The sequence below is a fragment of the Yersinia enterocolitica genome (assembly GCA_002082245.2).
In the GTDB taxonomy this organism is placed as follows: Bacteria; Pseudomonadota; Gammaproteobacteria; order Enterobacterales; family Enterobacteriaceae; genus Yersinia; species Yersinia enterocolitica_E.
This window is the reverse complement of record NBTC02000002.1, coordinates 2,285,094-2,297,456: the sequence shown is the minus strand read 5'-3', so window position 1 is coordinate 2,297,456 and position 12,363 is coordinate 2,285,094. Positions and strand designations below refer to the sequence as shown.

Sequence of the window (12,363 nt, the reverse complement as noted above, 5' to 3'; positions counted from 1 at the left end):
GACAAACTTACATAGTCACCTCGATGCAGTTTCAGTATGCTGGCGAGTTATGGTTTTCAAGAGCGGGAGGTCGATTTGATCCCGGATGTATCACACGCGCTAACTTGGCTGGAAGCGCACCCTAAAGCCCTGAAAGGGATCCGTCGCGGTATCGAGCGGGAAACATTGAGAGTGACTGCCGATGGCCAATTAGCCTCGACGGGTCATCCAGAGTCATTGGGTGCAGCCCTGACACATCAATGGATTACCACTGATTTTGCTGAGGCATTGTTGGAATTCATTACTCCAGTCGATGGTGATATTGACCATTTGCTGACTTTTTTACGTGATATCCACCGTTATACGGCACGTAAACTGGGTGATGAACGTATGTGGCCGCTCAGTATGCCTTGCTTTATTGAGGCTGAGCAGGATATTGAATTGGCTAAGTATGGTTCTTCTAATATTGGCCGTTTCAAAACACTTTACCGTGAAGGTTTAAAAAACCGTTACGGTGCGTTGATGCAAACTATCTCTGGAGTGCACTATAACTTCTCTTTGCCGCTGGAGTTTTGGCAGGCATGGGCAGGTGTCACCGATGAAAAAAGCGGTAAGGAAGAGATCTCAGCGGGCTATTTCCGACTGATTCGCAACTACTACCGTTTTGGTTGGGTTATTCCATATCTGTTTGGTGCTTCACCGGCGATTTGCTCATCGTTCCTGCAAGGGCGCGAGACGGCATTACCCTTCGAGCGTAATGATAAGGGGATGTGTTATTTGCCCTATGCCACCTCTTTACGTCTGAGTGATTTGGGTTATACCAATAAATCACAAAGCAATTTGGGTATCACGTTTAATGACCTGCACACCTATGTTGCTGGGCTGAAACGTGCGATCCAAACGCCATCAGAAGAGTACGCAGCACTGGGGCTAAAAGACGGTGACCGTCATCTGCAATTGAATACCAATGTATTGCAGATTGAAAATGAATTGTATGCCCCTATTCGGCCAAAACGGGTTACCCGGGCTGGCGAATCACCGTCAGATGCTTTGCTACGTGGCGGCATTGAATATATCGAAGTGCGCTCTCTGGACATTAACCCATTCTCACCGATTGGCGTTGATGCAGTACAGGCACGGTTCCTCGATCTATTCCTGATTTGGTGTGTATTGGCCGATGCGCCTGAAATGAGCAGTGATGAACTACTGTGTACCCGTAAGAACTGGAATCGGGTTATTTTAGAAGGGCGTAAGCCGGGGCAGACGATTGGCAGGGGATGCAACGATACCCGTGAACCGCTGGAAAAGGTCGGAAAAGATCTGTTTGCAGACCTGCGCCGTGTTGCAGAAGTGCTGGATGGCAAAGACAGTACTGAATATCAACAAGTTTGTGATGAGCTTGTGGCGTATTTTGATGATCCAAGCCTGACATTCTCCGCGCGTATTTTGCAAGCGATGAAAGAAGGTGGTATTGGTGGTATTGGCCTTGAACTCGCGGAGCGATACAAGGAGATGCTGCAAAATGAACCATTGGAATTACTGACAGAAGAGCAATTAAGCGCAGAGCGAGATGCTTCATGGCAGCGCCAGCGTGATCTGGAACTCAAAGATCAACTAAGCTTTGAAGAATATTTGCTGCTTCATGGCGGCCAATAAAAAGAAAAGGCCACATTGCTGTGGCCAAATTAACATCTCTGATAACAGGGATGATGATAACAAATGCGCGTCTTTCACATATTAAGACGCACAGGATTCGAAAAAGTTTCACGGATTGCGAAAAAAGATCAGATAAAAAATTATTTTTTTATGAGGAGGTGACTAAATGCCATTATTGGATAGCTTTACCGTAGACCATACCATTATGAAAGCACCGGCTGTGCGTGTTGCTAAGACGATGAAAACCCCTCATGGCGACGAGATAACTGTATTTGATTTGCGCTTCTGTGTGCCAAATAAAGAAGTGATGCCGGAACGCGGGATTCATACACTGGAGCATCTATTTGCCGGTTTTATGCGTAACCACCTCAATGGCAACGGTGTTGAGATTATCGATATCTCGCCAATGGGATGCCGTACCGGTTTCTATATGAGCCTGATTGGTACGCCGGATGAGCAACGTGTTGCTAATGCCTGGAAAGCGGCAATGGCGGATGTGTTGAAGGTAACCGACCAACGGAAAATTCCTGAACTGAATGAGTATCAGTGCGGTACTTATCATATGCACTCACTGGAGGAGGCTCAGGCGATTGCCAAAGGTATCCTTGATCGTGATGTACGTATCAATCACAACGAAGAACTGGCGCTGCCGAAAGAAAAACTATCTGAATTACATATTTAGTTTTCGATAGGCTAATGCAAAAAAGACGCTGATAAGGCGTCTTTTTTATGTTCGCTAGCCGCATTGGTTACGCAGTTATGCGGAGCTGCCTTGAGACACTATGGGGGCGACTCGCACCTGTTTAATCATGTTCTCTTGTACATCCAGAACATCAATTAGGTAATTGCCGATACGGACCTGAGCACCTACCTGTGGGATCTCTTGTAGCTCTTCCAGCAGCATGCCATTGATGGTACGGGCATCGATCGGAAGTGACCAGTTGAATGCTTTGTTCAGTTCGCGAACGCTGGCGCTACCATCAATGAGTACTGAACCATCGCTTTGCGGATTGACCTCTTCTGCCAGTGTTGGGGACATTGACGTGGTAAAGTCGCCAACGATCTCTTCCAAAATATCTTCAACTGTCACCAACCCTTGAATATCACCATATTCATCGACAATCATGCCGACTTTCTCTTTATTTCTCTGGAATTTCACCAGTTGCACATTCAGTGGTGTGCCTTCTGGAATAAAGTAAATTTCATCAGCTGCGCGCAGCAAATTCTCTTTATTGAACTCTTTTTTCTCCGTCATCAATCGATAGGCTTCCCGCACACGTAACATGCCGATGGCATCGTCCAATGACTGGCGATACAACACGATGCGCCCATGTGGTGAGTGGGTTAACTGGCGCATGATTGACTTCCAGTCATCATTGATGTCAATACCGACCACTTCATTGCGTGGCACCATGATGTCGCTAACGGTAACTTTTTCCAAGTCCAGTACCGATATCAACATATCTTGATTACGGCGGGATATTTGTGAGTGGGATTCATTCACAATACTGCGCAATTCATCTTTGCTGACGGCATCGCTTCTGTGAACATTCCCTCTAATGCCACACAGACGCATCAGCGCGCGCGTAATGGTATTTAACAACCATACCAGTGGCAGCATAATTTTCTGTAGGGGAACCAGTAAGAAACTGCTGGGGAAGGCGACACGTTCAGGATAAAGTGCCGCGATAGTTTTCGGCATCACCTCAGCAAAAATCAACACCACAAAAGTCAGCACTCCGGTTGCTATTGCGACTCCGGCATTCCCGTATAAGCGGATACCAACAATAGTTGCCAAGGCGGATGCCAAAATATTAACCAGGTTGTTGCCGATTAACACCAGACTTATCAGGCGGTCGGGACGTCTTAGTAGTTTCTCAACTCGCCGTGCGGCGCGATTACCCTGTTTGGATAAATGGCGCAAACGATAGCGGTTAAGGGTCATCATACCGGTTTCGGAGGCAGAAAAATAAGCCGAGACCACGACCATAATGACCAGAATAATGATCAGCGTGCTAGTTGATACGTGATCCAACACTGTATTCCTTAATGGCGATGGTGGCTCTGTCAGTTCAACTGATCCATACGCTGATGATGGAGAGGATGATTAAGGAACTATAATTTCCTGCACCAAGCGGCTGCCAAAATAGGCCAGCGTAAGTAGAAATGCACCAGCGAAGCTGAACCAAATCACTCTACGCCCACGCCAGCCTTCATGGTAATGGCCCCATAATAGAACAATATAGACAAACCAGGCCATGATCGATAACACCGCTTTATGGACGTTTTCTTTACTAAATATGTTGTCCATATAAAGTAAACCAGTACACAGCGTCAGTGTCAGTAATACCACCCCAATTTGGGTGATATGGAACATTTTACGCTCAATACTCATTAATGGTGGCATGTCTGCATTAAATGTCAGTTTTTTATTCTTTAACTGATAATCGAGCCAAGCCAGTTGTAATGCATATAACGCTGCGATAATAAGTGTCGCGTAAGCAAAAAGCGCCAACCCAATGTGAACGAATATGGTGGGGCTGGTTTCCAGATGAGTAATAAACTCGCCCGGTAGCAAACTGGCAAGGGCCAGGTTGATCATGGCGAAGCTATAGACAATCGGCAGCAAGAACCAACCGCGCCCCCGTGAGGCGACGATAGTCATGATAGTGCAGATCATCAACCCCACGATGGAGCCAATATTCAATAAAGTGAGGTTTTGGCCCCCACCGACATCAAAAATCTGATGCTTCAGAGCAATAGCATGGCACACTAGAGCCACGACGGCTGAAACCAGCGCTAACCGCCGGTAAGCACTATTTTTCTGCACCAAGCTTGGGACAATCAGGCCCAGGCTGAGCAAATAAGCGATCAAAGCCAAAATGGAGAACACGGGCATAGCGGTATATGAGCATCGGCTAAGTGAATTAGATAGCCAGTATAGCGTTGAGCGCGTTCCTCTCCAACCGTTCTCCGACGTGAGAGCAGAGATCGTTTAAGCTTCGTGTTATAATCCCCCCATTGTGTCGCCAGAGCGGCCTGTTTCCACGTTGAGTATGAGACAATGTTTGAGAACTTAACTGATCGATTGTCGCGCACACTGCGCAATATCAGCGGCCGTGGCCGGCTGACAGAAGAAAATATTAAAGAAACGCTGCGTGAAGTGCGCATGGCGTTACTGGAAGCTGACGTAGCCCTGCCGGTGGTTCGTGACTTTATCAACCGGGTAAAAGAGCGTGCTGTCGGGCATGAGGTGAATAAAAGCCTCACACCAGGCCAAGAATTCGTCAAAATAGTTAAAAATGAACTTATCACCGCCATGGGTGAGGTCAATAACGAACTGAATCTGGCAGCTCAACCGCCAGCAGTGGTGTTAATGGCCGGTCTGCAAGGGGCGGGTAAAACCACCAGTGTGGCCAAACTGGGTAAGTTCCTTAAAGAGAAACAGAAGAAAAAAGTGCTGGTTGTGTCTGCCGACGTGTATCGCCCTGCGGCGATCAAACAGTTGGAGACGCTGGCCCAGGGTGTTGATATTGATTTCTTCCCGTCTGATGTACAAGAAAAGCCGATTGATATTGTTAATCGTGCCCTGCAACAGGCAAAACTTAAGTTTTATGATGTTCTGATTGTCGATACCGCCGGTCGCTTGCACGTCGATGAAGCGATGATGGACGAGATCAAACAGATTCATGCCGCGATTAATCCGGTTGAAACCTTGTTTGTCGTCGATGCAATGACCGGTCAGGATGCTGCAAACACGGCGAAAGCATTCAACGAAGCGTTGCCGCTCACGGGTGTGGTGCTGACCAAAGTTGATGGTGATGCTCGTGGTGGTGCGGCTCTGTCTATCCGCCATATTACCGGCAAGCCGATTAAATTCTTGGGCGTGGGTGAAAAGTCCGACGCACTGGAACCATTCCACCCGGATCGCGTGGCTTCACGCATTCTGGGGATGGGCGACGTGCTGTCGCTGATTGAAGATATCGAAAGCAAAGTTGACCGTGCACAGGCGGAGAAACTAGCCACCAAGCTGAAAAAAGGTGATGGTTTCGATCTCAACGACTTCCTTGATCAGTTGAAGCAAATGCGCAATATGGGCGGTATGGCCAGCATGTTGAGTAAAATGCCGGGTGCCGGTCAGTTGCCAGAAAACGTGAAATCGCAGATGGACGATAAGGTGACGGTACGTATGGAGGCCATCATCAATTCGATGACGCTGAAAGAACGTGCTAAACCAGAGATCATCAAAGGCTCGCGTAAGCGCCGTATTGCTACTGGTTCTGGCGTGCAGGTACAGGATGTTAACCGCTTACTTAAGCAGTTTGATGAAATGCAGCGCATGATGAAGAAAATGAAGAATGGTGGCTTGGCTAAAATGATGCGTGGCATGAAGGGTATGATGCCACCGGGTTTCCCAGGCCGCTAAACGTCATACCCAAAGTGATTGGGGTTTCAGGTAGGCGGCCAGTAAACTAATCACGATGAACTTACTCAAGTAAATGATTCGGGTTAGTGCGCGCAGCCAACAACCCTGTGGTTTCAAGTACGAAGGGTATATTTCACGCAGTGGTGTTAACCGTGTGAGATGAGTAATGATTTCCCGCTGAAAACGGCGGTAAACGAAGAAAACTGTACTCATTCCAAAACTAGCGCACAGGAATCTACGCTTTAGATTGCTTTTTGCGCCAAAATGAGTAAAATTTTCGGGCTTTTTATATTGCAACTGGACCCCGTTCCCCGATGGGGTCCAGTTGTTTTATTAACTAAAGAGGATGTTATGGTAACAATTCGTTTGGCTCGTGGCGGCGCTAAAAAGCGTCCGTTCTATCAAGTAGTAGTGACCGACAGCCGTAATGCTCGTGACGGTCGTTTTATCGAACGTGTAGGCTTCTTTAACCCGATCGCAGCTGGTCAGGCTGAAGCTCTGCGTTTGGACCTGGACCGTATCGAACATTGGGTTGGCCTGGGTGCAACAGTTTCTGATCGCGTATCTGCGCTGATCAAAGACGCTAAGAAAGCAGCTTAATCTGTCGCGGTGGTGGTTATTATGAGCAAGCAACTCAATCCAGTGGTTCCCGATCAGCCGATTGTACTCGGTAAAATGGGTTCAACTTACGGCATTCGCGGTTGGCTCAGAGTATTTTCATCCACCGAAAACGCCGAAAGCATTTTTGATTACCAGCCGTGGTTTATCCAGCAGGCCGGTAAGTGGCAGCATGTCGAGTTGGAAGACTGGAAGCGCCACAGTCAAGATCTGATCATCAAAGTTAAAGGTGTTGACGATCGGGATGCCGCGAATTTACTGACTAATTGCGAAATTATCGTAGATTCCAAGCAACTACCCGCACTAGAAGAGGATGATTACTACTGGAAAGACCTTATGGGCTGTCAGGTAGTAACAACCACGGGTTACGAACTGGGTAAAATCATCGATATGATGGAAACCGGTTCTAACGATGTGATGGTAGTGAAGGCAAACCTGAAAGATGCATTCGGTATGAAGGAGCGGTTGGTCCCGTTTCTTCATGGGCAGGTTATCAAGAAAGTCGATCTCACTGCTCAACGTGTTGAGGTAGATTGGGATCCTGGTTTTTGACCTCCGAATTAAACGGCAAAAGTGAGTGGAACAAAACGATGTGGATCGGTGTTATTAGCCTGTTTCCCGAGATGTTCCGCGCAATAACCGATTACGGGGTAACTGGCCGGGCAGTAAAAAATGGCCTGCTGAGCGTGCAGTGTTGGAGTCCTCGTGACTTTACCTACGATCGGCATCGTACCGTGGATGACCGCCCATACGGCGGTGGCCCGGGAATGCTGATGATGGTGCAACCGCTAAGGGAAGCCATTCATGCAGCAAAAGCAGCGGCAGGCGAGGGAGCAAAGGTGATTTATCTGTCACCTCAAGGGCGCAAACTGGACCAACAGGGTGTTTGCGAATTGGCTACCAATCAGAAGATGATTCTGGTATGTGGTCGGTACGAAGGTGTTGATGAGCGCGTACTGAAAACCGAAATTGATGAAGAATGGTCAATTGGTGATTACGTTCTCAGCGGTGGAGAGCTGCCGGCAATGGCTCTGATAGATTCAGTATCCCGCTTTATCCCGGGAGTGCTAGGTCATCAGGCTTCAGCAGAGGAAGATTCCTTTGTTGATGGATTGCTGGATTGCCCACACTACACTCGTCCTGAGGTGTTAGAAGGGATGGAAGTTCCGCCAGTATTACTGTCGGGCAACCATGCCGAGATTCGTCGCTGGCGCTTAAAGCAGTCGCTGGGCCGTACCTGGCTTAGAAGACCTGAACTTCTAGAAAGCCTAGCTCTGACTGACGAGCAAATGGTGTTGCTGGCTGAGTTCCAACGGGAACACAAGCCCTGAAGCAACAGAACTATGAAAGGAGTGTTGTGCCGCGTGCCAACTTCCTGATATATCAGTTTACCTAGGGTAAGAGACTTATTATGAGCAATATTATCAAGCAAATCGAACAAGAGCAGATGAAGCAGGACGTACCTGCATTCCGTCCGGGTGATTCCGTGGAAGTGAAGGTATGGGTTGTTGAAGGTTCTAAAAAGCGTCTGCAGGCATTCGAGGGCGTGGTTATCGCTATTCGTAACCGCGGTCTGCATTCTGCGTTCACCGTTCGTAAAATTTCCAACGGCGAAGGTGTTGAGCGTGTATTCCAAACTCACTCCCCAGTAATCGACAGCATTACTGTGAAACGTCGTGGTGCCGTTCGTCAAGCGAAACTGTACTATCTGCGTGAGCGTACTGGTAAGTCTGCTCGTATTAAAGAGCGTCTTAACTAAGATACAGCTAGCGCTGCATCCAAAAGTTAATAGTTATGAAGGGGTTAGCCATCGGCTGACCCCTTTTTTTATTTCAATGATGACAAAAAAACGACAGAGATTTCAGCGCGATAAGTGGGGGAAGGCGAACTGAGATAATTAGCGTGGCATCACACCACGCTAAAGAGACTAATAGATGATTACAGGCCGTAAACCAGAGTTATTGATGTTGTGGTATCAGTATTTTTAGGCGCGCTGGCAGGTGGCTTAGTGTTATAAGTCACAACATAAGCCAGGCGCAGTGCGAAACTTTTATTGATGGCAACATTTAACGCAGTTTCAGAGTTCAGTGTAGTTTCTTCGTTCGCTAATGCGGAAACCCCTTCGCTAAACACCGTATTATCAGTTAGTTGATAGGTATAGTTCGCACCGCCATAAGCCAATGCTTTAGTGGCTCGACCACCACCATAAAATTCATCGTGGCGAACACCGGGACCAAATTCCACCCGTAGGTTGTGCAACGGTGTGGTCATAATCTGGCGGCCATAACCGGTAGTTAATACCGACCGGGAATCAAAACCGTTGTAGCGATCATTCAGCCAACTGGCTTGCCCGAACAGGTAGTTACTGTCAGTCAGATTATAGCGGGTACGCCCGCCTAGCTGGTAACGTTCGGAAGAGCGTTGATTGTTAGCGCTGGTATTACGTGCGGCTCCCCACAAACTATAGGCGGTGTTAGGTTGGAACCAGGTTAACGTTGAGTTAGCGGTCAACGTTGAGTTAGTGGTATTACCTGATTGTGCGGTATAGCCAGCCTCGACAGTACCATCAAAGCTCTTCTTGGCTGTAGCTGGATCATCTAAGGCAGTAAAAACAGTCCCATCAGCAAGAACTGAAGTGCTGATGAGGGATAAAGCGATTGCGCTGAGATAAAACGGCAACGCCCTGGTATGACGCAAAGAAAACATAATAGGCCCATGGTGAAAAAAATGATTTTTGTGCTGCGGCCCGCATTGTAGCAGTTGTGATCCAACTAAATCAGAAGATATTTCGGATTGAATAATTAATTATAATAAGAAGGTTTTTCCGATGAGTTAATTCTTAAAATGTAATAAAAAGAGTGTATCAACTTTTTACTGTGAGTAATAAAATAATAAAAACAGATATTTTGTTCACAGCATGAAATTCTTATGCCACAAAATTAAAGAGGCCAGTTCACAATGGACTGGCCTCTTTGCATATCATCTGTATACCGAGTAATTACATAAAGGTCGTTACCAGTAGGTAACCGGTGATACACGAGCTAATAACACCGATAAGACCTGGGATGATAAAACTATGGTTAATGATAAATTTACCAATCTTGGTGGTACCTGAACGGTCAAAACCGATGCAAGCAAGGTCGCTTGGATAAGTTGGCAGAACAAAGTAGCCATAAGCTGCAGGGAAGAAGGCAATCAACATTTTAGGATCAACACCAAGTTGCAGGCCCATTGGTGCGATGGCGGCTAATGCTGCCGCTTGGCTGTTTACCAGTTTGGAAACCAAGAACAGAACAATGGCATAAGTCCAAGGCTTACTTTTCACGACATCTTCCAATACCAGTTTCAAATCACCCATATGGGCTTGGAAGAAGGTATCACTCATCCAGGCAACACCGAATACCGAGAAGATAGCAACCATGCCAGCTTTAAATACGGCACCGTTAGAGATATCACTGGGTTTAACTTTACAGCCCATCAATATAACCGCACCAGCTATCAGCATCATCATCTGAATAACCAGGTTCATTGACAGTGACTGCAATTTGCCCTTAACTTCAAAGGCTGGTCGCAGATCAGCAAAAGCGCCCAGTAATACCACTATTGCGATAGCTGCGAAGAATATCCAGGTAGACCAGTAGGCTTGTTTCGGGAAAACCTGATTCAATAATGTATCTGTTGAACCATAGATAAAGGAGCGTTGCTCTGGATCTTTAATTCTCTCTTGAAAATCAGGGTCTTTATCCAGGTCTTTACCACGACGCAGACTCCACAAGGCTGCCATTAGTACCCCAACTAAAGAGGCTGGGACTGATACGGCCAGAATCTCCAGAATGCTGTAAGCATGGCCGATACCGTGGTTGGCACCAATAATTGATACTAATGATACGACAGCTACCGATACGGGTGAGGCGGTAATAGCCATTTGTGAAGCAACGGATGCAACAGCCATTGGTCGTTCCGGGCGAATACTTTTCTTAATGGCAATATCAGAAATAATCGGGAACATGGTATAAACAACGTGCCCGGTGCCACATAAAAAGGTTAATGACCAGGTTGTAAATGGAGCTAGTAGCGTAATATGCTGAGGGTGCCGACGTAATAAGCGCTCGGCAAATTGCATCATTACATTTAATCCACCGGCAGTTTGTAATACAGATGCACAACCAATAACAGCTAATATGGTGAGCATGACATCTACTGGTGGTTTCCCTGGTTCAAGCCCAAAGATAAAGGTTAGAATAAATAAGCCGATACCACTTATTAACCCCAGCCCCATACCTCCGTAGCGTGTCCCCAGTAGTAGACATATAATTATAATTATAAATTGTAGTGTTATCATAACGTTCCCTTGCTTCCAACATGAATGAAATTCGGTTAGGTATTTGCTGGTTTTAAGCAATGAGCATGGCTCTTACTCGACTTTCTCTATCAGAGCACAGATTGTATTGATTAAAACTTGGCTAATATCAAGGGAGTATTGTTTAGTTATGTAATTAATTAAATCTGAGATCTGCCTCTATTTTTATATCAGCCCAGACTTTTCTAATTAATTAAAGTGGCGTGAGGAGGGAATTATGGGATATATGGTCTGATTGTGAAAATAATGTATAAATATTGTATTCAATTAATGTGTTAATTTTCTAATAACACTTATTATTTCCCGTTTTAACACATTAATATTATCAATTGGATCATAACTTGAGGGCGGTTTTCCTTTTGCGTTGGCACCGCCATGCTGTTAATGATTGGCATGCATTGATAAAGCGTACAATCGGTCGGGGAATTTTCTGTGATTTTTAACTGCCACATCTCTCAACTAATACCTAATTTCTCCTTCAGTGATTTTAAGTAGCGGCGACTCACCGGGATATGCCTACCGCTACGGGTAATCACTTCGGCTGAGCCGTTATCCATCAGTTGAATTTCTCCCAGTTGTTCAGTATTCACCATATATTGACGGTGGCAGCGGATAAATGGTGTTTTTTCTTCGAGTGTTTTGAGTGACAACTGGGTATAGCCTGATTGCACTGTCCCGACGACATGCACCCCGCTAAGCTCAGAGCTTAGATATTCTACTTCTTCAATTTTCAGCAAAAAAATACGGTTATGACCGGAACAGGGGATATGCCGCAGCATGGGTTCAGTGATTTTATGTAAATTATTATTTACGGTAAGGCCGCGTCTTAAGCGTATTAGCGTTTTTGCCAGCCGTTGATAATCGAGTGGTTTTAACAGATAGTCAAAGGCGTGCTCTTCAAATGCACGGATAGCATATTCATCGTAAGCGGTAACAAACACGATGTGTGGCATGTTTTCTGGATTCAACATTGATGCCAATTCCAGGCCATTAATTCTTGGCATTTGGATGTCGAGAAACACCACGTCGGGCTGTAAGCGCTGGATTGCAGGGATTGCTTCCAGTGCATTACTGCATTCGGCGACGATCTCAATATCGTGTTCTTCACTTAGTCTTTCGCGTAAATCTTCACGCGCAGGTTGCTCATCGTCGACGATGATGACTCTTAACATACAGCCTCCACAAATTTTCCGCATTCTATCATGGCCTCCGAGGGAGGTTGGGACCATCTGCGGAAACTGCGACTTACCGCAAAAGTCGGACAGAAATAGGGCGGTAAAAGTGTGGTAATTATTTATTTACACATATGGATTGAAAACTTTAC

13 protein-coding genes are annotated in these 12,363 nt (G+C 46.3%); 7 read left to right on the top strand and 6 right to left on the bottom strand.

Annotated elements, in window-relative coordinates; translation table 11 throughout:
- The first annotated feature begins 75 nt into the window (after positions 1 to 75).
- Together gshA and A6J66_011990 are read left to right on the top strand one after the other, a co-directional pair.
- Positions 76 to 1,635: a glutamate--cysteine ligase gene (gene gshA / locus A6J66_011995; protein ID PNM26987.1), complete on the top strand. Its 1,560-nt coding sequence runs from the start codon at positions 76 to 78 to the stop codon at positions 1,633 to 1,635.
- A gap of 166 nt (positions 1,636 to 1,801) precedes the next feature.
- Positions 1,802 to 2,317 (top strand): S-ribosylhomocysteine lyase, encoded by a 516-nt coding sequence (locus A6J66_011990; protein PNM24843.1) that lies wholly within the window; start codon positions 1,802 to 1,804, stop codon positions 2,315 to 2,317.
- 75 nt (positions 2,318 to 2,392) lie between these two features.
- On the opposite strand, the gene A6J66_011985 is transcribed toward A6J66_011990, so the two are convergent.
- Positions 2,393 to 3,673 (bottom strand): DUF21 domain-containing protein, encoded by a 1,281-nt coding sequence (locus A6J66_011985; GenBank protein PNM24842.1) that lies wholly within the window; start codon positions 3,671 to 3,673, stop codon positions 2,393 to 2,395.
- Between the two features lie 69 nt (positions 3,674 to 3,742).
- Positions 3,743 to 4,534: an inner membrane protein YpjD gene (locus A6J66_011980; protein ID PNM24841.1), complete on the bottom strand. Its 792-nt coding sequence runs from the start codon at positions 4,532 to 4,534 to the stop codon at positions 3,743 to 3,745.
- 165 nt (positions 4,535 to 4,699) lie between these two features.
- Between A6J66_011980 and A6J66_011975 the strand changes: the two genes are divergently transcribed.
- Positions 4,700 to 6,061 carry a signal recognition particle protein gene (locus A6J66_011975; protein ID PNM24840.1) on the top strand — a complete coding sequence of 454 codons (1,362 nt, stop codon included), beginning with the start codon at positions 4,700 to 4,702 and terminating at the stop codon, positions 6,059 to 6,061.
- A gap of 3 nt (positions 6,062 to 6,064) precedes the next feature.
- Here the strand turns inward: A6J66_011975 and A6J66_011970 are convergent, their stop codons facing one another.
- The gene (locus A6J66_011970; protein ID PNM24839.1) at positions 6,065 to 6,358 is read right to left on the bottom strand and encodes a hypothetical protein; all 294 of its coding nucleotides are present in this window, start codon (positions 6,356 to 6,358) and stop codon (positions 6,065 to 6,067) included.
- A gap of 54 nt (positions 6,359 to 6,412) precedes the next feature.
- On the opposite strand from A6J66_011970, the gene A6J66_011965 reads away from it, so the two are divergent.
- From A6J66_011965 to rplS, 4 genes are all read left to right on the top strand, one after another.
- Positions 6,413 to 6,661 (top strand): 30S ribosomal protein S16, encoded by a 249-nt coding sequence (locus A6J66_011965; protein ID PNM24838.1) that lies wholly within the window; start codon positions 6,413 to 6,415, stop codon positions 6,659 to 6,661.
- Between the two features lie 21 nt (positions 6,662 to 6,682).
- Positions 6,683 to 7,231 (top strand): ribosome maturation factor RimM, encoded by a 549-nt coding sequence (gene rimM / locus A6J66_011960; protein PNM24837.1) that lies wholly within the window; start codon positions 6,683 to 6,685, stop codon positions 7,229 to 7,231.
- Positions 7,232 to 7,269: 38 nt separating this feature from the next.
- Positions 7,270 to 8,010 carry a tRNA (guanosine(37)-N1)-methyltransferase TrmD gene (trmD, locus tag A6J66_011955; GenBank protein ID PNM24836.1) on the top strand — a complete coding sequence of 247 codons (741 nt, stop codon included), beginning with the start codon at positions 7,270 to 7,272 and terminating at the stop codon, positions 8,008 to 8,010.
- An 80-nt stretch (positions 8,011 to 8,090) separates the two neighbouring features.
- Complete coding sequence (rplS, locus tag A6J66_011950; GenBank protein ID PNM24835.1) at positions 8,091 to 8,438, top strand: 50S ribosomal protein L19; 348 nt, start codon at positions 8,091 to 8,093, stop codon at positions 8,436 to 8,438.
- Positions 8,439 to 8,617: 179 nt separating this feature from the next.
- Here the strand turns inward: rplS and A6J66_011945 are convergent, their stop codons facing one another.
- From A6J66_011945 to A6J66_011935, 3 genes are all read right to left on the bottom strand, one after another.
- Positions 8,618 to 9,385, bottom strand: coding sequence for a DUF481 domain-containing protein (locus A6J66_011945; protein PNM24834.1), 768 nt, complete (start codon positions 9,383 to 9,385; stop codon positions 8,618 to 8,620).
- Between the two features lie 292 nt (positions 9,386 to 9,677).
- The gene (locus A6J66_011940) at positions 9,678 to 11,021 is read right to left on the bottom strand and encodes an anaerobic C4-dicarboxylate transporter (GenBank protein ID PNM24833.1); all 1,344 of its coding nucleotides are present in this window, start codon (positions 11,019 to 11,021) and stop codon (positions 9,678 to 9,680) included.
- Between the two features lie 473 nt (positions 11,022 to 11,494).
- Positions 11,495 to 12,211: a two-component system response regulator YehT gene (locus A6J66_011935; protein PNM24832.1), complete on the bottom strand. Its 717-nt coding sequence runs from the start codon at positions 12,209 to 12,211 to the stop codon at positions 11,495 to 11,497.
- Positions 12,212 to 12,363 lie beyond the last annotated feature (152 nt).

Excerpts from the sequence above, each read along its gene's own strand:
- A6J66_011990 (PNM24843.1), top strand. The coding sequence starts at position 1,802 with ATGCCATTATTGGATAGCTTTACCGTAGACCATACCATTATGAAAGCA.
- A6J66_011980 (PNM24841.1), bottom strand. The coding sequence starts at position 4,534 with ATGCCCGTGTTCTCCATTTTGGCTTTGATCGCTTATTTGCTCAGCCTG.
- A6J66_011975 (PNM24840.1), top strand. The coding sequence starts at position 4,700 with ATGTTTGAGAACTTAACTGATCGATTGTCGCGCACACTGCGCAATATC.
- A6J66_011965 (PNM24838.1), top strand. The coding sequence starts at position 6,413 with ATGGTAACAATTCGTTTGGCTCGTGGCGGCGCTAAAAAGCGTCCGTTC.
- rimM (PNM24837.1), top strand. The coding sequence starts at position 6,683 with ATGAGCAAGCAACTCAATCCAGTGGTTCCCGATCAGCCGATTGTACTC.
- trmD (PNM24836.1), top strand. The coding sequence starts at position 7,270 with ATGTGGATCGGTGTTATTAGCCTGTTTCCCGAGATGTTCCGCGCAATA.
- rplS (PNM24835.1), top strand. The coding sequence starts at position 8,091 with ATGAGCAATATTATCAAGCAAATCGAACAAGAGCAGATGAAGCAGGAC.
- A6J66_011945 (PNM24834.1), bottom strand. The coding sequence starts at position 9,385 with ATGTTTTCTTTGCGTCATACCAGGGCGTTGCCGTTTTATCTCAGCGCA.
- A6J66_011940 (PNM24833.1), bottom strand. The coding sequence starts at position 11,021 with ATGATAACACTACAATTTATAATTATAATTATATGTCTACTACTGGGG.
- A6J66_011935 (PNM24832.1), bottom strand. The coding sequence starts at position 12,211 with ATGTTAAGAGTCATCATCGTCGACGATGAGCAACCTGCGCGTGAAGAT.